General features: G+C 57.8%; 23 protein-coding genes. 11 read left to right on the forward strand and 12 right to left on the reverse strand.

What is annotated here, in order from left to right; all coding sequences use genetic code 11:
- The first annotated feature begins 142 nt into the window (after positions 1-142).
- From accB to aat, 3 genes are read left to right on the forward strand one after another with little or no spacing between them, the layout of a single operon-like run.
- Positions 143-640: an acetyl-CoA carboxylase biotin carboxyl carrier protein gene (gene accB, locus GOV53_RS08465; RefSeq protein WP_170465399.1), complete on the forward strand. Its 498-nt coding sequence runs from the start codon at positions 143-145 to the stop codon at positions 638-640.
- A 9-nt stretch (positions 641-649) separates the two neighbouring features.
- Positions 650-1999 carry an acetyl-CoA carboxylase biotin carboxylase subunit gene (gene accC, locus GOV53_RS08470; protein ID WP_170426615.1) on the forward strand — a complete coding sequence of 450 codons (1350 nt, stop codon included), beginning with the start codon at positions 650-652 and terminating at the stop codon, positions 1997-1999.
- Between the two features lie 48 nt (positions 2000-2047).
- Positions 2048-2680 carry a leucyl/phenylalanyl-tRNA--protein transferase gene (gene aat, locus GOV53_RS08475; protein WP_170465400.1) on the forward strand — a complete coding sequence of 211 codons (633 nt, stop codon included), beginning with the start codon at positions 2048-2050 and terminating at the stop codon, positions 2678-2680.
- On the opposite strand, the gene GOV53_RS08480 is transcribed toward aat, so the two are convergent.
- The 6 genes from GOV53_RS08480 to GOV53_RS08505 all read right to left on the reverse strand — a co-directional run bounded on the left by GOV53_RS08480 (position 2635) and on the right by GOV53_RS08505 (position 6386).
- A complete protein-coding gene (locus GOV53_RS08480) occupies positions 2635-3003 on the reverse strand; it encodes a DUF2155 domain-containing protein (protein WP_170465402.1) in 369 nt (122 codons plus the stop codon). The two genes, aat and GOV53_RS08480, sit on opposite strands and share 46 nt — an antisense overlap.
- Positions 3000-3452, reverse strand: coding sequence for an outer membrane lipid asymmetry maintenance protein MlaD (gene mlaD, locus GOV53_RS08485; protein WP_170465404.1), 453 nt, complete (start codon positions 3450-3452; stop codon positions 3000-3002). The genes GOV53_RS08480 and mlaD overlap by 4 nt, the downstream gene beginning before the upstream one ends.
- Before the next feature lie 13 nt (positions 3453-3465).
- Positions 3466-3849: an NADH:ubiquinone oxidoreductase subunit NDUFA12 gene (locus GOV53_RS08490; protein ID WP_170426619.1), complete on the reverse strand. Its 384-nt coding sequence runs from the start codon at positions 3847-3849 to the stop codon at positions 3466-3468.
- Between the two features lie 79 nt (positions 3850-3928).
- Complete coding sequence (locus tag GOV53_RS08495) at positions 3929-4291, reverse strand: RidA family protein (RefSeq protein ID WP_170465406.1); 363 nt, start codon at positions 4289-4291, stop codon at positions 3929-3931.
- Between the two features lie 62 nt (positions 4292-4353).
- The gene (clpX, locus tag GOV53_RS08500) at positions 4354-5619 is read right to left on the reverse strand and encodes an ATP-dependent Clp protease ATP-binding subunit ClpX (protein ID WP_039532395.1); all 1266 of its coding nucleotides are present in this window, start codon (positions 5617-5619) and stop codon (positions 4354-4356) included.
- Between the two features lie 134 nt (positions 5620-5753).
- A complete protein-coding gene (locus GOV53_RS08505; protein WP_170426621.1) occupies positions 5754-6386 on the reverse strand; it encodes an ATP-dependent Clp protease proteolytic subunit in 633 nt (210 codons plus the stop codon).
- A 314-nt stretch (positions 6387-6700) separates the two neighbouring features.
- Between GOV53_RS08505 and GOV53_RS08510 the strand changes: the two genes are divergently transcribed.
- Together GOV53_RS08510 and GOV53_RS08515 are read left to right on the forward strand one after the other, a co-directional pair.
- A complete protein-coding gene (locus tag GOV53_RS08510; RefSeq protein ID WP_170465408.1) occupies positions 6701-7042 on the forward strand; it encodes an ArsR/SmtB family transcription factor in 342 nt (113 codons plus the stop codon).
- Between the two features lie 184 nt (positions 7043-7226).
- Complete coding sequence (locus GOV53_RS08515) at positions 7227-7364, forward strand: entericidin A/B family lipoprotein (RefSeq protein ID WP_170426623.1); 138 nt, start codon at positions 7227-7229, stop codon at positions 7362-7364.
- Positions 7365-8336: 972 nt separating this feature from the next.
- Here GOV53_RS08515 and GOV53_RS08520 read toward each other — a convergent pair.
- Positions 8337-8786: a hypothetical protein gene (locus tag GOV53_RS08520; protein WP_254439232.1), complete on the reverse strand. Its 450-nt coding sequence runs from the start codon at positions 8784-8786 to the stop codon at positions 8337-8339.
- A 253-nt stretch (positions 8787-9039) separates the two neighbouring features.
- On the opposite strand from GOV53_RS08520, the gene GOV53_RS08525 reads away from it, so the two are divergent.
- Positions 9040-9987: an aldo/keto reductase gene (locus GOV53_RS08525; RefSeq protein WP_170465410.1), complete on the forward strand. Its 948-nt coding sequence runs from the start codon at positions 9040-9042 to the stop codon at positions 9985-9987.
- 26 nt (positions 9988-10013) lie between these two features.
- Here the strand turns inward: GOV53_RS08525 and lepA are convergent, their stop codons facing one another.
- The gene (lepA, locus tag GOV53_RS08530; protein WP_170465412.1) at positions 10014-11813 is read right to left on the reverse strand and encodes a translation elongation factor 4; all 1800 of its coding nucleotides are present in this window, start codon (positions 11811-11813) and stop codon (positions 10014-10016) included.
- A 163-nt stretch (positions 11814-11976) separates the two neighbouring features.
- Between lepA and GOV53_RS08535 the strand changes: the two genes are divergently transcribed.
- The 3 genes from GOV53_RS08535 to GOV53_RS08545 all read left to right on the forward strand — a co-directional run bounded on the left by GOV53_RS08535 (position 11977) and on the right by GOV53_RS08545 (position 14399).
- On the forward strand, positions 11977-13077 hold the full coding sequence (locus GOV53_RS08535) for a Hint domain-containing protein (RefSeq protein ID WP_170465414.1): 1101 nt from the start codon (positions 11977-11979) through the stop codon (positions 13075-13077).
- Between the two features lie 2 nt (positions 13078-13079).
- The gene (locus GOV53_RS08540; protein WP_170426627.1) at positions 13080-13391 is read left to right on the forward strand and encodes a hypothetical protein; all 312 of its coding nucleotides are present in this window, start codon (positions 13080-13082) and stop codon (positions 13389-13391) included.
- Positions 13392-13457: 66 nt separating this feature from the next.
- On the forward strand, positions 13458-14399 hold the full coding sequence (locus GOV53_RS08545) for a LysR family transcriptional regulator (RefSeq protein WP_170465416.1): 942 nt from the start codon (positions 13458-13460) through the stop codon (positions 14397-14399).
- On the opposite strand, the gene GOV53_RS08550 is transcribed toward GOV53_RS08545, so the two are convergent.
- Complete coding sequence (locus GOV53_RS08550; protein ID WP_170465912.1) at positions 14396-14839, reverse strand: low molecular weight protein-tyrosine-phosphatase; 444 nt, start codon at positions 14837-14839, stop codon at positions 14396-14398. The two genes, GOV53_RS08545 and GOV53_RS08550, sit on opposite strands and share 4 nt — an antisense overlap.
- 28 nt (positions 14840-14867) lie before the next feature.
- Between GOV53_RS08550 and GOV53_RS08555 the strand changes: the two genes are divergently transcribed.
- Both GOV53_RS08555 and GOV53_RS08560 read left to right on the forward strand, forming a co-directional pair.
- Positions 14868-15563, forward strand: coding sequence for an NAD-dependent deacylase (locus tag GOV53_RS08555; RefSeq protein WP_170465419.1), 696 nt, complete (start codon positions 14868-14870; stop codon positions 15561-15563).
- A 63-nt stretch (positions 15564-15626) separates the two neighbouring features.
- Positions 15627-16235: an HdeD family acid-resistance protein gene (locus GOV53_RS08560; RefSeq protein WP_170465421.1), complete on the forward strand. Its 609-nt coding sequence runs from the start codon at positions 15627-15629 to the stop codon at positions 16233-16235.
- 87 nt (positions 16236-16322) lie between these two features.
- On the opposite strand, the gene GOV53_RS08565 is transcribed toward GOV53_RS08560, so the two are convergent.
- From GOV53_RS08565 to rpmB, 3 genes are all read right to left on the reverse strand, one after another.
- Positions 16323-16808, reverse strand: a complete 486-nt coding sequence (locus GOV53_RS08565) for a copper chaperone PCu(A)C (protein ID WP_170426631.1) — start codon at positions 16806-16808, stop codon at positions 16323-16325.
- A 45-nt stretch (positions 16809-16853) separates the two neighbouring features.
- A complete protein-coding gene (locus GOV53_RS08570) occupies positions 16854-17204 on the reverse strand; it encodes a hypothetical protein (protein ID WP_170426632.1) in 351 nt (116 codons plus the stop codon).
- A gap of 405 nt (positions 17205-17609) precedes the next feature.
- Positions 17610-17897, reverse strand: a complete 288-nt coding sequence (gene rpmB / locus GOV53_RS08575) for a 50S ribosomal protein L28 (protein WP_170426633.1) — start codon at positions 17895-17897, stop codon at positions 17610-17612.
- Between the last annotated feature and the right edge of the window lie 10 nt (positions 17898-17907).

Raw genomic sequence — 17907 nt, forward strand, 5'->3', positions numbered from 1 at the left:
CTACTCAAAAACTTGAGAAAAACCCCTATCTGACAGGCTCGGACGCGCTTTTCATGACAGGGCGCTTAGCTTATAACGCTGCGTAATCAAGCCAAAGCCCGCACCAAATAGACGGGCCAAAGGGGAACCGTCGAGGACACTCATGACAGACACCAAACACGAAGCGGATGTGGCATTCATCAAGGCTCTGGCCGAATTGCTGCGCGAAAACGACCTGACCGAACTGCAGGTCAAGCGTGAATATGGCGAGGAAGACAGCCTGAATGTGCGCGTCAGCCGCATGTCGCAAACCGCTCCCGCTCCGGTTCAGGTCGCTGTTCCAGCGGCTGCACCGGCACCCGTCGCGGCCCCTGCTGCAGCAGCCCCCGTCGAAGCACCGGCAGCCCAGGAAGATCCCGCCAGCCACCCCGGCGCCGTAACCTCGCCCATGGTCGGCACCGTCTATATGCAGCCCGAACCGGGCGCACCCGCATTCATCACCGTCGGCGCATCCGTATCCGAGGGGGACACACTGCTGATCGTCGAAGCGATGAAAACCATGAACCACATCCACGCGCCCAAGTCGGGCACCATCAAGCGTGTTCTGGTGGGCGACGGCGACGCTGTGGAATTCGGCACCCCTCTGGTCATCATCGAGTAAGGCGCGCCCATGTTCGACAAGATCCTGATTGCCAACCGAGGCGAGATCGCCCTGCGCGTCATCCGCGCCGCGCGCGAGATGGGGATTGCGACGGTTGCCGTCCACTCCACCGCCGACAGCGACGCGATGCATGTACGCATGGCGGACGAATCGGTTTGCATTGGCCCTCCGCCCAGCCCGCAAAGTTATCTGTCGGTGCCCGCGATCATTTCGGCCTGTGAAATCACAGGTGCGCAGGCAATCCACCCCGGATATGGATTCCTGTCCGAGAATGCCGAGTTTGTGCAGATCGTCGAAGATCACGGCATCACCTTTATCGGCCCCACCGCCGAGCACATCCGCGTCATGGGCGACAAGATCACCGCCAAAGACACGATGAAGCAGCTGGGCGTTCCTTGCGTGCCGGGTTCGGATGGTGGCGTGCCCACGCTGGAAGACGCCAAGCGCATCGGCGAGGAGTTCGGCTATCCCGTCATCATCAAGGCCACGGCTGGTGGCGGCGGACGCGGCATGAAAGTTGCGCAGAACGCTGATGAGATGGAAAGCGCCTTCATGACTGCGCGTGCTGAGGGCAAAGCCGCCTTTGGCAATGACGAAGTTTACATCGAGAAATATCTGACCACGCCGCGCCATATCGAGATTCAGGTCTTTGGCGATGGCAAGGGTAAGGCGGTGCATCTGGGCGAACGCGATTGCTCGCTGCAGCGCCGTCACCAGAAGGTGTTTGAAGAGGCCCCTGGCCCCTGCATCACCCCTGAAGAGCGCGCCAAAATCGGTAAGATCTGCGCCGACGCGGTCGCCAAGATCAACTATATCGGCGCGGGCACCATCGAGTTCCTGTATGAGAATGGCGAGTTCTATTTCATCGAAATGAACACCCGTCTGCAGGTGGAACACCCGGTGACCGAGGGCATCTTTGGTGTCGATCTGGTACGCGAACAAATCCGCGTAGCCGCTGGCGAAGACATGTCCTTCGGTCAGGACGATCTGGAAATCAACGGTCACGCCATTGAGGTTCGGATTAACGCGGAAAAGCTGCCGAATTTCTCGCCGTGCCCCGGCAAGATCACTGCGTATCACGCGCCCGGCGGTCTGGGTGTGCGGATGGATTCGGCTCTTTATGACGGGTATTCGATTCCGCCCTACTATGACTCGCTGATCGCCAAGCTGATCGTACAGGGTCGCGACCGGGCAGAGGCGCTGGCGCGTCTGGAACGTGCATTGGGTGAATTGATCGTGGATGGCATCGACACCACCGTTCCCCTGTTCCACGCCCTCTTGCAAGAGCCCGACATTCACAGCGGTGATTACAACATTCACTGGCTGGAACACTGGCTTGCGGCGAACATGGCCGAATAAGACCAAGGGACCAGAGGGCATTTGCGCTCTGGTCCCAAGGTATTGCGCATGAGCCTGACCCCCGAACTTCTGCTGCACGGTTACTCCATCGGCATTTTCCCGATGGCCGAACATCGGGATGACCCCGCATTGTTCTGGGTCGACCCCAAGTTTCGCGGCGTTTTCCCGCTGGACGGCTTTCACATCTCGCGCAGCCTGGCGCGCCGCATCCGAAAATGCGGATTTACCATCTCCATCAACCGCGATTTTGCTGGCGTGGTCGACGGCTGTGCCGACCGTGCGGACACCTGGATCAATGCCGAGCTGCGCGACCTTTATCAGCAACTCCATCTAGCAGGTCGCGCCCATTCACTGGAAGTCTGGGACGAAGATACGCTGGTCGGTGGCGTCTATGGTGTCGCTCTTGGGGCGGCGTTCTTCGGGGAAAGTATGTTCTCCCGCCGAAAGGACGCCTCAAAAATCGCGCTAGCCTATCTGATTGATCGTCTGCGCCAAACCGGTTTCCGCTTGTTTGATACCCAGTTTCTGACCGCGCATCTGGCGTCGTTAGGCGCGATCGAGATCTCTCGCACGCAGTATCGGGTCGAGTTGGAAGAGGCGATCAACGCCAGTGCTGATTTTGAGGCAGAGCTGTCTCAGTCCGCCGAAGGTGTGATACAGCGGATCACCCAGACATCGTAACGCGCGTGGTCCAACGCGTTCAGAGCCGGAGACGTCGCTATCATCCATCCATCAAACAGTTGATCTGTCTTGCCTTTTTCCCAGATCGTCAAATAGGCAAACGCATCGCCGGTCGGGTTGTCTGCCGGATAGCGACAATCGCCAAGCGCCACGTCCAAGCCAAAAATCGGCTGCGTCTGGCCATTGCGCATCTCAATATCAACGGTCTGGCCGCTGACCTTGTCCAACCCGCGCAGCATCGCACCCGGACCAGAGGTCGCCTTTTGCTGGGCCGTCGCCCCTGTGGCTGCCAGCAGCAAAGCGATCAGGGCAAAACGCTTCATTCGCTCCCGTCTCCGGCTACGAATTTGACCAGCAGAGAAATCAAGCTGACCGCACCTTGCGTGTCTTCAACCTGATCGCCCGCTTCGAAATAGAACGGCGAACCACCTGGCATAACTTCGACAAAATTGCCGCCCAACAACCCCTCAGAGGAGATCACGATGGCGCTGTCATCCGGCACCAGAATGCCATCAGAGATCGTAAAGGTTGTGTCCGCGCGATAGGTGTCGGGGTTCAGGGTCACGCCGGTAACGGTCCCAATCTTGACGCCAGCCAGGCGGACATCCGTGCCCACGCCGACCCCTTCAAGGGAGCGGAAAGAGGCGCCAAGCTCATAACCAGCACCGCTTTGCGACAGGCCGGTGGACTGGCTGGCATAAACACCAAAAGCGATGGAGCAAGCCAGAACGGCCCCACCGACCAGAACTTCGGTTGCATTGTAGGTCGACATTATGCGCCTCGTGTTATTCCGGGCTCCAGGCTTCGTAGTCTTTGCGCTCGACCGGGTCCGGGCGGCGCAGAGACCCCGCAGGCGCATAGGCCAACGCGGTGCCTGTCAGGTTTTCCTGATGGGGCTTTTCCCAGGATTTGTGCTTGAGAGGTTTATCCGTTGGCGGCTCATCCCAAGTGCGGTGCAGCCAGCCATGCCAATCCGGGTCAATGCGGCTGGCTTCGGCCTCACCGTTGAACATAACCCAACGCTTGCTGTCGTCGGCATTGCGATAGAACACGTTACCTTCGTTATCTTCACCGACTTTGATCCCCTTACGCGCAGTAAAAATCTGCGTGTTCAATGTGGACCCGTTCCACCAGGTTACGGCCCGCAGAAGATTGTTCAGGATTCCCATCGGTTGCCTCCGGCATTTATGTACTTGCAGATATGGACCAAAGGCTGGCCAAGGTCCAGTGTCACAAGGACCGCACCCCCTATTCCGGCAGAAAGGCGGTCACCTCTATCTCAATACGGTATTTCGGGTCGATCAAACCGCATTCGATCATCGTAGAAGCTGGTGGATTCTCTCCGAACGTAGCGCTGAGAATTGGCCAGCACGGCTCAAACTCGGTCCGATCAGGCAGCATATAGGTCACGCGTACCACATCCGCGAACGAAGCTCCGGTCTCGGCCAGCGCGCGTCCGATTGTATCGAGGGCGGACTGGCACTGTGCGACGACATCGTCGCCCTGACCTACGGTTCCGGCCACATGCACCCATCCGCCTGCGACCACGGCCCGACAATAACCAACCTTGGTCTCGAACTCTCCACCGGAAGATATACGTTTGATCGCCATGGGTGCCTCACAAGAAAACGGCGCGGTCAGTGCCGCGCCGTGTTTGGTAAATCGATTGGAACTTAACCAGCGGAAGCCGATTCAGCCGCATCCGCGTAAATGATAAGCGGTTGTTTGTCCGACGACACAGCCTCTTCGTTCACTACAACCTCGGTCACATTTTTCATACCCGGCAGTTCGAACATGGTATCCAACAGGATGTCTTCGAGGATCGAGCGCAGGCCCCGTGCACCGGTTTTCCGCTCGATGGCTTTCTTGGCGATCGCTTTCAAGGCGTCGTCGGTAAAGGCCAGTTCCGCATCTTCCAGTTCGAACAGACGCTGGTACTGCTTGACCAGAGCGTTCTTGGGCTTGGTCAGAATCGTGACCAGAGCGTCTTCGTCCAGATCCTCAAGCGTCGCCAGAACCGGCAGACGGCCAACGAATTCCGGGATCAGGCCGAATTTCAGCAGATCTTCGGGTTCCAGATCCTTAAAGATCTCACCCACGCCGCGATCGTCATTGTCACGCACATCGGCGCCAAAGCCCATGGCCGAGCCCTTGCCGCGCTGCGCGATGATCTTGTCCAGACCCGCAAACGCACCGCCGCAGATGAACAGGATGTTCGTGGTGTCGACCTGCAGAAACTCTTGCTGCGGGTGCTTGCGGCCACCCTGAGGCGGAACCGATGCCACCGTACCTTCCATCAGTTTCAGCAGCGCTTGCTGAACGCCCTCACCCGACACGTCGCGCGTGATCGAGGGGTTTTCGGACTTACGAGTAATCTTGTCGACCTCGTCGATATAGACAATGCCACGCTGCGCGCGTTCGACGTTGTACTCGCTGGCCTGAAGCAGTTTCAGGATAATGTTTTCGACATCTTCGCCCACATAACCGGCTTCGGTCAGCGTGGTTGCATCCGCCATGGTGAACGGCACATCCAGAATGCGTGCCAGCGTCTGCGCCAGCAAGGTCTTGCCGCAACCGGTCGGGCCGATCAGCAGGATGTTCGACTTGGCCAGCTCAATATCGCTGCCCGCTTTCTGGGCGTGGTTCAGACGTTTGTAGTGGTTGTGCACGGCAACCGACAGAACCCGCTTGGCGGTGGCCTGACCGATGACGTAATCGTCCAGAACCTCGCAGATATCTTTGGGTGTCGGCACTCCGTCGCTGGACTTCAGCCCGCTGGCCTTCGTCTCTTCGCGGATGATGTCCATACACAGCTCGACGCATTCATCACAGATGAAAACGGTCGGACCGGCAATCAGCTTGCGGACTTCATGCTGGCTCTTGCCGCAGAAGCTACAGTAGAGCGTGTTTTTGCCGTCACCGCCTGAATTCGTCGCCATGTTCTACCTTTCGGGCTTCGTCTCTGCGGCCCATTCTGGACCGCGCATGCCACCTGTTGGTGCAGCTTAGGCCACCACTGGGGCGGCTACAATCTCAAAAATGTTCCCCGCGCCGTTGACGCGGGGACGAAATCTTAGGCGTCATCACCATCCATTTTGGCGCGGTTTTCGACGATTTCGTCGATGTGACCCCAGTCTTTTGCCTCTTCCGGGCTCATGAAATTGTCACGATCCAAGGCTTTTTCAACCGCTTTTTTGGTCTGGCCGGTATGACGCACGTAGATGTCATACAGGCGATCCTTCAGCTTTTGCGTTTCAGCTGCGTGAATCATGATGTCGCTGGCCTGACCCTGATAACCGCCGCTGGGCTGGTGCACCATGATCCGGCTGTTGGGCAGCGAAAAGCGCATCCCTTTCTCGCCACCGGCCAGCAAAACCGACCCCATCGAGGCCGCCTGACCGATTACCAATGTGGAACATTTCGGCTTGATATACTGCATTGTGTCGTAAATCGACAAACCGCTGGTGACCACGCCGCCGGGCGAGTTGATGTAGATCGAGATTTCCTTGTTCGGGTTCTCAGCCTCGAGGTGCAGCAATTGCGCAACGACCAGGTGGCTCATACCGTCATGGATCGGACCGTTGATGAAAATGATCCGCTCTTTCAGAAGACGCGAGAAAATGTCGTATGCCCGCTCACCCCGGCTGGTCTGCTCGACGACCATGGGAACGAGCGTATTCATATAGGTATCAACGGGATCGAACATGAGAACCTGCCTGCTTTGCTATGGATCGGGACACTACCCGAAGAAACGTTACCCGAGTCTTAGTATTGGCACGGGGGGGCTGCAAGGGGGGCCAGAAATATCGCCGCTAAGACGCCTCTAACGCAGGTCTGAAGAGGCGCGTCGCAATAGCGGTTTGACGCGTAACGGGATAAGTTCCCCTTTTTCCATCACGGCATTTTGATCCATGCATATAGAAATTCATGATCATAACGTGTAGCAAAACGCACCGCGCCACAGCGGACCACTCAAAAAAACACCACGCGCCCGGCTTCGGGCCCGAAAGGAAAACACCAATGGCTCTGCCTCAGATTTCACAGAAAATGTCATCTGACGACTTCGATCGGATGGCGGGCAATGCGACCCGAGCATCGAATTTCCTTAAGGCTATCAGTCATGAAGGCCGCCTGATGATCCTGTGCCACCTGGTCTCTGGCGAAAAATCCGTAACCGAATTGGAAGACCTGTTGTCCGCCCGACAAGCGGCTGTGTCTCAGCAACTTTCCAGACTGCGTCTTGAGGGCCTTGTGATTCCCCGCCGGGAAGGCAAAGCGATTTATTATCGCCTGGCTGACGACCGCCCGCGCCGGATGCTGGAAGTCGTTTACGAACTTTTTTGCAACGACGAGAAAGGCTGAAACTGTCAGATTGACCCTTCCGGGTGAGCCCAGAAATCAGGCCGTACACTTAGCCTGCCCCGTGCAGCAGTCACTGTGCGGTCTTTAGACCTTTGCAACATGCTCTGATCTCTGCGGCTAAACTCTGGTTACAGCCGAAGAAAGCTGTTACCCACGACGTACAAAAAGCAAAATGGAGGTACCGATGATCCGAGCAATTCTGGTTGGGCTAGCCCTGTTTTCACTTGCGGCATGCGAAACTGCAAAGGGCGCCGGCAAGGACATCGAAAAGGCAGGCGACGCAATTCAAAACGCTGCAACTGACGTTCAGCAAAACATCTGACTTTCCGTATTTTGCGACCAAGTCGCCCCTCGCCACAAGATGTGGTTGAGATATGCGCCTGATCAGTGTACTCTGATCCCTACAGGTGCATAGACGCGGTATTGCATTTCTGACACGATCTCGGGGTTCTTGTGGAAACACAAGAACCCCGTTCCCATTTCAGTCGGGGGCAGAGTGGCAGCCCGGTTATTGCGGAAAAGGAAAAGGCGTCAGGTGCGCAGACGCGGTCCATGCATGTATCCTTGCGAATACTCCTGACGCCTTGCCGGGTCGACACGCCCGAGGGACGCCCCGATCCAGTTGCCGCGACCCTGTTAAGGACCATGGCCGCCGCACGACACCGCAAAGTGTCACGCAACACGCATCAACCTTCTGAGAGTCTGATCAAATGGCCTGGGTTTGACACTCAGATCATCTGATCATCCACCGGTAAGTCTTTTCAGATAAAGCAAAATCCTAAGATTCGCTCTGTCTGGCTTGACCCCCTTGGTCTTTGCGTCCCGCCCGGGCTCCTAAGAACTCGTGCGGTGATTAGACTGTTACACTGGGGTCCTCATCCGGCAAGAAAATAGCACTGCAGCATGAAAATTAGACGGGGATAACGTGTTGATATCCGCCGGGAGGATTTTGTGGATAAGTCGGGAAATTCAACATCCGGGCGGCTTTGACGCGGGAAAAGGCTGCAGCCGGTCAAATGGCCCAGTTTTGGGCGTTTTTCTGCACCCGCAAAGGCCCAGAAGGCCGAACTTTGCGTGATTGACCCATCACACCGGGTCGAATCAACAAATCTGCGAAGGGGTCGGACGGCATCACACCTGGGTTGGAAAATCCAAGCCGCCCGACCCGTCTCCTCCCTGTGGAGACTTGTCTTTCAATTTTGAGAAGCGTTCCGACCCGACCGGGATTACCTCTTACGCGCCGCAACACGGATGCAGCCAGTACCCCCTACAGCCGGACCGGGCCGGAACCGCTTCAGTTCACCTGACGTTCCAGAACGGTGCTGTAGGTCGTTCCGGTTCGCAGGCTACGGAAATCCGCGTAAATCTTTCCATCTTCGTACCGCGCATCAATCAGCGCGTTCACCCCTATCGTGGGCTCGGCCGAACTTTCGACGATCCCGATCTTGCCAGAGCCATCCTGGCTGACGGCGCCGGTGGCCTCATACATGGTCCAGTCATCACTGGCGTTGCGACGCCACTTGCTGGGGCCCCAGAACACGTTGTCCTGCTGCTTCTGGATGTCGAGCACCCACTCAGACTGGTTGAACCGGGGCGCATCCCCGCTAGCGGCGTTCGACGGCGAGACCGTCGTCTGGCTGGCTGTCCAAATCCCGCGCAGATCGGGCGTGTCGGCCATCGCAGCGGTGGCCAATGTGAGGCTTGTGGCCAGAGCGGCTGCTCCGGCAGTCATAAATCTGGTCATGGGCTCTCCTCCTGAGATCAGGGCCGTTTCTGGCCTGCTGAACAAATTGGGAGGAGCGACGGCGGTTGCAACTTACCTTAGGGAAACTTCATGAAGAGTTTAGAGTAGCCTTAGACGCGCACCAGTCGAAAATAACTTAAATATCTAAAATAAAACAATAAAAAGAAAACTCACGTCGTTTGGGCACCAAACTTGCGCCAAAGACACGGCCTGTTCAAAATTGAAGGGTCAAACCGGGGAATGGGAGGATGGTATGCAACAGACCAAGGAAATCGGAAAAACCGGCATCAGAATTCCGCCAATAGGCTTCGGATCTACGGGTATCGGAAGTATTCCACAGATCTACGGGTACGAAGTTGACGAGGACAGGGCGCGGGACACATTGCACACCATTCTTGATCGCCCGGACGGGTTTATCGACACCGCCAGAGGCTATGCGCTGGGGCGAAGCGAAGAGCGCATCGGCAACGTCATTCGGGAACTTGGTGGCATGCCTGAAGGTCGAATTCTGTCGACAAAAATCGACCGAGATATGGATACAAGCGTTTTTGATGCTGACCAGGCAAGACGGTCGCTCGAACAAAGCCTTCAGGCACTCGGCGTGGAGCGCGTTGACATCTTGAGCCTGCACGACCCGGAATACGCCGGGAACGTTTCAGAGATAACCCGTAGCGGAGGGGCACTAGACGAGTTGTTCCGGATGAAAGAGGAAGGCTTGGCGACCGCCGTTGGGCTTGCGGGTGGACGGCTGGATGTGCTGATGCCGATGCTGCGGGACAGGGATTTCGACGTGGTAATGACGCACAACCGGCACACGCTTGTGAACGTGAATGCAGCGCCTCTGATTGAATTTGCAAATTCTAAAGGCATCACCATTTTGAACGCTGCTCCATACGCTGGCGGACTGCTTGCTAGAGGTAGTTCACTGCATCACTTTTATGTCTACAGACCAACCACCGAAAAGACGCTCGCGCCCGTTCGCGAAGTTGAGAATATCTGTTCTCGACATGATGTACCCTTGGGCGCACTGGCGCTTCAGTTTTCGATGCGGGACGCGAACATTGCCTCAACGGTGTGTGGGGTTACATGGCCACAACATGTCAGGCAGACACTCGAATGGGCTGATTGGAGTATCCCAGAGGCTGTTTGGAGTGAACTGGCTGAACTTGGACAGACAGACGCAGATCCAGAAGCGGCATAGCACCGACTAGATCAAAATGGACAGCCTTAGCTGTCCATCTTTAAAGCTGAAATAAACGCCTCTTGCGGGATATCAACCTTCCCGAACTGGCGCATCTTCTTCTTACCCGCCTTCTGCTTGTCCAGCAGTTTGCGTTTCCGCGTGGCGTCGCCTCCGTAGCACTTAGCGGTCACGTCCTTGCGCAGGGCCGAGAGGGTCTCGCGGGCGATGACCTTGCCCCCGATTGCGGCCTGGATCGGGATTTTGAACATGTGGCGCGGGATCAGGTCCTTGAGCTTTTCGCACATCGCCCGGCCGCGCATCTCGGCCCGGTCGCGGTGAACCATGGTTGATAGCGCGTCGACGGGTTCGTCATTCACCAGCACCGACATCTTGACCAGATTGTCCTCGGTATAGCCGGTCATCTGATAGTCAAACGAGGCATAGCCCTTGGTCACAGATTTCAGGCGGTCGTAAAAGTCAAAGACGACCTCGTTCAGCGGCAGGTCATAGACGACCATGGCGCGGGAACCGGCATAGGTCAGGTCCAGCTGGATGCCGCGGCGGTCCTGGCAGAGTTTCAGCACGTCGCCGAGGTACTCGTCGGGCACAAGAATGGTCGCCTTGATACGTGGCTCCTCGATATGATCGACCTTGGAGGGGTCGGGCATGTCGGCGGGGTTGTGCAGCTCGATCATCTCACCGTCTTTCATGTAGACGTGATAGATCACCGACGGCGCGGTGGTGATGAGCTCGATATCATATTCGCGTTCGATCCGGTCGCGGATGACCTCAAGGTGCAACAGCCCGAGGAAGCCGCAGCGGAAGCCAAAGCCCAACGCAGCCGAGGTTTCCATTTCGAACGAAAACGAGGCGTCGTTGAGCGCCAGTTTGTCGATCGCATCGCGCAGGTCTTCGAATTCGGAACTGTCGACGGGGAACAAGCCACAGAACACCACCGGCTGCGCGGGTTTGAAACCGTCCAGCGCGTCCTCAGTCCCGTTGCGATCATTGGTGATGGTGTCACCGACGCGGGTGTCGCGGACCTGTTTGATCGAAGCGGTGAGAAAGCCGATCTCACCGGGGCCAAGTGAGTCCACCATCTCCATCTCAGGACGGAAGACGCCGACGCGGTCGACATGGTGCAGGGTATTGTTCGACATGAACTTGACCCGCATGCCCTTTTTCAACGTACCGTCCATGATGCGAACCAGAACGATGACGCCGAGATAGGCGTCATACCACGAGTCGACCAGCATCGCCTTGAGCGGCGCGTCCAGATTGCCCTGCGGTGCGGGCAGTTGCTGCACGATGGCCTCAAGCGTCTCGTGGATGCCCTGACCCGTCTTGGCGGACACCTGAATGGCGTCGGTCGCGTCGATGCCGATCACATCCTCGATCTGTTCGGCCACGCGGTCACAGTCGGACGCGGGCAGGTCGATCTTGTTCAGCACCGGCACAATCTCATGATCGGCATCGATGGCCTGATACACATTCGCCAGCGTCTGCGCCTCGACGCCTTGGGTCGAGTCCACGACCAGCAGAGAGCCCTCGACCGCGCGCATCGACCGGCTGACCTCATAGGCAAAGTCAACGTGGCCGGGGGTGTCGATCAGGTTCAGCACATACTTCTCACCGTCATCCGCAGTATAGTCGATGCGAACCGTGTTGGCCTTGATTGTGATGCCCCGCTCACGCTCGATATCCATGCTGTCGAGCAGCTGTTCCTTCATGTCGCGATCCTTGACCGTTCCGGTCTCTTGGATGAGCCGGTCAGCAAGGGTGGATTTGCCATGGTCGATATGCGCGACGATGGAGAAATTGCGGATATGAGCGAGGTCTGTCATGGAACGGGATATGTCCGTAGATTGGGGCCTCGTCAAGCGGTGAAGCGTTGCAGAAAAGGCCGCAATGATGTCTTTCTGCCTAGTCGCATTTACCCAAGATCAGCCAATGGGTAGGATGATGGCACTGAATGGCCCAAGCACAAACAAGAAAGCAGGGTAATCCTTGGCCAATTATTCGATCTTTGTTCTGGGGGAAAGCCAGCTTTCCATCTCGGTCCCGCAGGGGTTAGATGGCCTCAATCAGGGGACTGGGGTTCACCTGATCGGGCAAACCATCACGATTGATACGCGCACGGCCACCGAAGTCTTCATATCTGACGGCGGCAATGACACCGACTTTCGCGACAACGACGGTAATCAGCGTCTGGACGGCGACCAAACAATCGATGGCGTGACGTACGCCGACGGAACGCGGGTCGAGGCCGAGTACGGTATTACGCTGACGGATGGTGTGAACACGTGGCAAGCTATCGCGTTCAACGTGAACAACTCTTCTCCGTCCTTCGGCACCGTGGAAGGGATCGCATTTATCGGCGGTCCGGGCGAGTTTCCTCCGGCAGGCGTTCCTCTCACCGTGGTCAGTACACAGGAAGGCCCGAACTTTGACTCCGGCGAATATGTCACGCCCATCTGTTACAGCGCCGGCACGCTCATCGCGACGAAGAAGGGCAATGTTCCCATCGAAACAATCCAACCCGGTGATTTGGTGCAGACACAGGATCATGGCTACCTTCCCGTTCAATGGGTTGGAACTCAGGACGTGATTGCCGCCGGGCGGTTCAGAATGGTTGAAGTTCCGGCTGGCACCCTGTCGACCTTCGCGCGACTGAACGTGTCCCAGCAGCACAGAGTCCTGATCTCACATCCCCTGTCAGACCTGCTTTTTGGTGAGCCAGAGGCTTTTGTGCCGGCGATCAGCCTTGTCGATGTTGGTCTCGCGACGCTATCCATGGCAAAAACTGCGCGGTATTGCCACTTTCTGCTGGAACATCACAGCGTGATCCTGGCGAATGGCGCTGCATCAGAAAGCCTTTTGGCCATGCCAGTGCCGACTTCCGACGACCCCGACAGCCTGTTTTTCCCCGACCTCGCCACTCATGCGCCCAACGGGATGCGGACATCCCGTCCTGCCCTAAAACGTAAAGAGGCCACGCTGTTGTTGCAGAGTATCTTGGCCATTGATCCGAAGAACCGTTTGATTCATACTCCCGCGCAAGCCGAGAGGGGCGTCAGATCTCTCCGGGCAGGCAAAAACGAGGCATGAGCATGAAACAATTCCTCATTATCGCACTGTGCGCCACTTCTATTTCGGCCGTGGCGCCGCAACCCGCAGAAGCCGCGCAAATCAAACGGGCTTGTCTGGCATCGGACCGAAGCGCCGCAACGCGCGACCGGTGCAACTGCATCCAGCGGGTAGCCAACCAGGCGCTGACGCGCAGTGACCAGAAGACCGTGGCCAAGTGGTTTACTGACCCTCATCAGGCGCAAGAGTTGAAGATGTCGAAAACCGCGCGCGACGATGCGCTGTGGGATCGGTACCGGAACTTTGGCCAGATGGCACAGGCAATCTGTAGCTAACCCTTTCTGGACGCTTGACCTGATCCGACCTGCGCCTCAGAAAAGGCGCAGCGAAAGGTGTGTTCCATGATTATGAAAGGGGTGACCCTGCGCGGGCTCGAAGTGTTCGAGGCCTTGGCTCGGACGGGATCGGTGGCACAAGCTGCTGAGATCACGGGACTTAGTCAGCCTTCGGTCAGCCAGCAATTGCGCAATCTCGAAAAAGCTATTGGCACCGATCTGGTGGATCACGGACGACGGCCGATGCGGCTGACGCAAGCCGGGCGCAGCTTTTTGGCCCGTGCGCAGGCGGTTCTGGCCGAGCTGCAGATGGCCCAAAGCGAGCTGACCGTGATGGAGCTGGGCCACCTGGCCACCCTTTCCGTTGGTCTGATCGACGATTTCGACAACGACCTGACTCCGCGCCTGGCAACTCTATTGGCTGAAAGCCTGACCCGGTCGAAGTTCAAGCTGATCACTCTGCCCAGCCTGGACCTGTTTGAAGAGCTCGAGGCACAACGGCTTCAACTGGTCGTCGCAGCCCATAGCGGCGAGGTACTGGAAAACGTGGTTGAATACCCGTTGGTACGCGATCCGTTCATACTGGTTACCCCAAAGGGGGCCGAGAACGCGATGGAGGATCTGCCCTTCCTGCGATACGCCCGCGAGCAGTTGATCAGCCGCCAGATCGAAGCACATTTGGCCCGGCACCAGCTGGATTTTGAGGAGAGGTTCGAAATCGGTTCGCACCTTGCTTTGATGGCAATGGTCGCGCGCGGCCTTGGATGGGCGATTACGACACCGCTGGGTTACATGCGCGCCGCGCGGTTTCACGACGCAATCGAAGCGCACCCGGCCCCGATCGGTGATGTCTCGCGCACGATTTCACTGTTCACCCGCACCGACTGGTCCGATCAGGTTCCGCAAGAGGTCGCCGGCATGATGCGCCGCCTGATGGGCAGCCAGATCGTGGACCCGGCCCTTGCTCAATTGCCCTGGCTGAACAATCGCCTGAAGCTGATGACCTAGCCACGCAAATGGGCGTCAAGCCCTTCAACCGCAATCTCAATCAGGTCCAGCGCGCCGTCAAAGTCCCGGGTATAGTACGGATCGGGCACATGGTCCGCGCCCGGTTGGGGTGCAAAATCCGTAAGCAAACGCACTGGGGTTTGGTTGCCTGCTGGCCGCAGGGCCTCAATATCAGCGATGTTGTCGGCATCCATTCCAATGATCAAATCGAACTGGTTGAAATCCGCGGCCACAAATTGGCGCGCCCGCAAGTCGTCCAACCTGATCCCGCGCGCCAGCGCCGCCTTTTGCATCGGGCCGTATGGCGGGTCACCAATGTGCCATCCGGACGTGCCTGCGCTGTCAGTAGTGTGATGCGGTGCGCGTGCGCGAAAGGCACCCTCGGCGGCAGGTGAACGGCAGATATTGCCCAGACAGACGAACAGGATACGGTGGGTCATGAACCACGGTGTAACGCGAAGGGCCAAGATGGAAAAGATCGTCATACTGACAGGGGCCGGGATTTCCGCCGAAAGTGGGCTGGGCACGTTCCGCGACGAAGGCGGCCTGTGGGCTCAGCATCGGATCGAAGACGTCGCCACGCCCGAAGGCTTTGCCCGTGATCCCGCTTTGGTGCATGCGTTTTACAATGCGCGCCGGGTTCAGGCGGCCGAGGCCGAACCCAACGCAGCGCATGCCGCGCTCGCCCGGCTGCAACGAGGTTGGCCCGGAGAGGTCGTCCTGGTTACGCAAAACGTCGACAGCTTGCACGAAGCGGGCGGCGCGCGGAACGTCATTCACATGCATGGAACACTGGCCGGGGCGCTCTGCGCGGCTTGCGGCCACCGCTGGGCCGCACCGCCTGAGATGGCGGTCGGACAGCCCTGCCCCGCCTGCGCAGCCCCTACGGGCCGCCCGGATGTGGTCTGGTTTGGTGAGATGCCCTATCACATGGACAGCATCTATGATCATTTGGCTGAGGCGGCTATCTTTGCCGCGATCGGCACCTCGGGTCAGGTTTATCCCGCCGCCGCCTTCGTGCATGAGGCCGCGATGGCCGGAGCGCGAACCGTTGAGTTGAACCTCGATCCGTCCTCTGGCGCGTCCAGCTTTGATCAGGTCGTTCTGGGGCCCGCAACGGAAACCGTTCCAGCCTGGGTCGATCAATTGCTGACTGGTCGATAGGTCAAAATCTAAGACACCTCTCACGCTTTCTCGCCTATAGTGACGCCAAAACAGGAGCTTCCGATGACAGATCCCCAAATCCCAGAAAGCGAAATCCTGGACGATGACAGTCTCGATGGCCGGGACGCGCTGAGCAATCAGCTAGCCGATCTTTGGTGGACCTTCCTTCTGCGCGGCATCCTGGCCGGGGCGCTTGGGATTGCGGCCCTGTTCTGGCCCACGGGCAGTATCGCCATACTGCTAAGGCTGGTTGGTGTGTTGTTGCTTCTGGACGGGGCACTAACCCTGCTGGGGTTCGGTCGGCGTGGCCTGATCGGCGGATTCGGTGTCGGTGCCCTGGTGATCGGGCTTATCCTGGTGATCTGGCCCGAAGGAGTTGCGCGACTGGCGTTCTTCCTGCTTGGGGCCTGGGCACTGATCGTCGGCATCGGCTCTTTAATGGCCTGGCGTCAGCTGCCTGATGCGCATCCGGATGCCGCGACGATGCGCAATTCCGGACTGATTGCGCTGCTGATTGGCCTTGCGTTGCTGTTCTGGCCGGGCAGCGGGATGGTGGCACTGGGTTGGGCGATTGCCTTCTCTGCACTGTGTTTTGCTGCAGTGATGTTCTGGCTTGCTGTGCGCTTCAAGCGCGCCCATGACCGCATCGCGATGCGGGTGGTCCATCGTTGACCCCTGCCCCGTAACGCCATCAGGCCGGGAAACCCCGGCCTGACGCATGGATGACGGCCGCAACGCGGCCCGAAGACAGGCGTCCCCTTAGTTGGAATGCGAGTGCGAATGATCGCCGTGACCACCTGCATCCTTGCGCTCCAGATCAACGGGTATCTCGATCTGAACCTCGCCGGCCTTCTCAAAAATCAGCGTCACAGGGACTGTCGCGCCTTGTTCGAACGGAGCAGTCAGCCCCATGAACATCACGTGATCACCACCACGCTTCAGCATGTGTGCTTCACCTGCGGGAATGGCAAAGCCCTCCTCGACCTCCATCATCTTGGCGACACCATTGTCGTCAACGATATGGGTGTGCAGCTCGACCCGGGCAGCCGCATCCGATTCCACTGCGATCAGCCGGTCATCAACCTGACCTGTGTTCTGGATCATCATAAACGCGGCACCCGCTTTTGCGGTTTTGCCTGATGACCGGGCATAGGCGTCATCGACGGAAATAGTGTCCTGCGCAAAAGCGGCAGTTGCGAGGGTTGCGGCAGCCAGCGTGGCCAGCAGTTTGGATGTGAGGGACATAGCGCCTCTCCTGAATTTAAGCGTTTGATGTTTTAGATAATTGCGTCAAACACTTACAGGCGGTGCGCGCGCGGGCTGTGCGGGAACAGGTAGCGCAATCAGACTGCCGCCTGCGCGTACAAGCGCGGGGCGGTCAACGTCTGGTGCATTGGGTAGCGTTAGCTCTGTCACGGCTATCGCCCCCAACAGGGTCAGCGCATAGTCCGGGCAGTAATGCGGGGCTTGGGTCGGCTGGCCCTCGGCATCCATATAGACGACAACAGGTCCCGATCCGGTACACAGGACCATCTGGCCCACAGCCCGATCCATGCCGCGCGATGCAGCAATGCTCTGGCCTGTCAGTACGACAAGCAGCGAGACCACGATCGGCAGGCATCTATTGAGAACGAGCTTCATCCTACCGCTGATATATGCCTGAGACGAAGCGGGCTTCAAGCGCATTCCGATACGCCTGAAGCCCAGGGTCGGGAGGAAAGTGTCAGCGATCCGGTTCAGGACGTTTGACGGACCCTTTTGTGAGGCTTGTGTGCAGCCGATTCACCCGACGCTGCATACGTAGACATGCCCCAACAGACTTGCTGAAAAAGTCAGCCATCAGGGAGAAGGAATTAAATGACTTGAAAGACATGAGGTACTACTCCGTCAGATGAATATGTCTAAACATAAGACGCCCTGGCCGCAGGGTATGTGAACAGTTTCACCTATTTCGAAATTTTAATTCGTTTTCTCGAACAAAGCTTCCGAAACGAAAAAGGCCCTGCACCGAACGGTACAGGGCCTGAAATCTTGTAGGAAAAGGTATTAGGCCGAAGCTTGCGCCTTGGCGATTTCCTTTTTCACTTTCAGTGCGTTGGCGGACAGTTCTTCGTCCTTGGCTTTGGCCAAGAACGCGTCCAGACCACCACGGTGATCCACCGAACGCAGTGCAGCCGCCGAGATACGCAGCTTGACGCCACGACCCAGGGTTTCGGACTGCAGGGTTACGTCGTTCAGATTCGGCAGAAAACGACGACGAGTTTTGTTGTTGGCATGGCTGACATTGTTGCCAGTCATCGGGCCTTTTCCGGTCAGTTCGCAACGGCGCGACATGGTTTCTTCC

Origin of the sequence: Ruegeria arenilitoris, from assembly GCF_013035315.1 — a bacterium.
Classification (GTDB): domain Bacteria; phylum Pseudomonadota; class Alphaproteobacteria; order Rhodobacterales; family Rhodobacteraceae; genus Ruegeria; species Ruegeria arenilitoris_D.

Bases quoted from the DNA above. Each gene is read 5' to 3' on its own strand.
- mlaD (WP_170465404.1), bottom strand. From the start codon at position 3,452: ATGTCGACCTACAATGCAACCGAAGTTCTGGTCGGTGGGGCCGTTCTG.
- GOV53_RS08520 (WP_254439232.1), bottom strand. From the start codon at position 8,786: ATGACCAGATTTATGACTGCCGGAGCAGCCGCTCTGGCCACAAGCCTC.
- GOV53_RS08480 (WP_170465402.1), bottom strand. From the start codon at position 3,003: ATGAAGCGTTTTGCCCTGATCGCTTTGCTGCTGGCAGCCACAGGGGCG.
- GOV53_RS08570 (WP_170426632.1), bottom strand. From the start codon at position 17,204: ATGAAGCTCGTTCTCAATAGATGCCTGCCGATCGTGGTCTCGCTGCTT.
- GOV53_RS08560 (WP_170465421.1), top strand. From the start codon at position 15,627: ATGACAGATCCCCAAATCCCAGAAAGCGAAATCCTGGACGATGACAGT.
- GOV53_RS08515 (WP_170426623.1), top strand. From the start codon at position 7,227: ATGATCCGAGCAATTCTGGTTGGGCTAGCCCTGTTTTCACTTGCGGCA.
- GOV53_RS08550 (WP_170465912.1), bottom strand. From the start codon at position 14,839: ATGACCCACCGTATCCTGTTCGTCTGTCTGGGCAATATCTGCCGTTCA.
- GOV53_RS08505 (WP_170426621.1), bottom strand. From the start codon at position 6,386: ATGTTCGATCCCGTTGATACCTATATGAATACGCTCGTTCCCATGGTC.
- GOV53_RS08510 (WP_170465408.1), top strand. From the start codon at position 6,701: ATGGCTCTGCCTCAGATTTCACAGAAAATGTCATCTGACGACTTCGAT.
- GOV53_RS08545 (WP_170465416.1), top strand. From the start codon at position 13,458: ATGATTATGAAAGGGGTGACCCTGCGCGGGCTCGAAGTGTTCGAGGCC.
- GOV53_RS08555 (WP_170465419.1), top strand. From the start codon at position 14,868: ATGGAAAAGATCGTCATACTGACAGGGGCCGGGATTTCCGCCGAAAGT.
- GOV53_RS08540 (WP_170426627.1), top strand. From the start codon at position 13,080: ATGAAACAATTCCTCATTATCGCACTGTGCGCCACTTCTATTTCGGCC.
- accB (WP_170465399.1), top strand. From the start codon at position 143: ATGACAGACACCAAACACGAAGCGGATGTGGCATTCATCAAGGCTCTG.
- aat (WP_170465400.1), top strand. From the start codon at position 2,048: ATGAGCCTGACCCCCGAACTTCTGCTGCACGGTTACTCCATCGGCATT.
- lepA (WP_170465412.1), bottom strand. From the start codon at position 11,813: ATGACAGACCTCGCTCATATCCGCAATTTCTCCATCGTCGCGCATATC.
- GOV53_RS08495 (WP_170465406.1), bottom strand. From the start codon at position 4,291: ATGGCGATCAAACGTATATCTTCCGGTGGAGAGTTCGAGACCAAGGTT.
- GOV53_RS08490 (WP_170426619.1), bottom strand. From the start codon at position 3,849: ATGGGAATCCTGAACAATCTTCTGCGGGCCGTAACCTGGTGGAACGGG.
- clpX (WP_039532395.1), bottom strand. From the start codon at position 5,619: ATGGCGACGAATTCAGGCGGTGACGGCAAAAACACGCTCTACTGTAGC.
- rpmB (WP_170426633.1), bottom strand. From the start codon at position 17,897: ATGTCGCGCCGTTGCGAACTGACCGGAAAAGGCCCGATGACTGGCAAC.
- GOV53_RS08525 (WP_170465410.1), top strand. From the start codon at position 9,040: ATGCAACAGACCAAGGAAATCGGAAAAACCGGCATCAGAATTCCGCCA.
- accC (WP_170426615.1), top strand. From the start codon at position 650: ATGTTCGACAAGATCCTGATTGCCAACCGAGGCGAGATCGCCCTGCGC.
- GOV53_RS08565 (WP_170426631.1), bottom strand. From the start codon at position 16,808: ATGTCCCTCACATCCAAACTGCTGGCCACGCTGGCTGCCGCAACCCTC.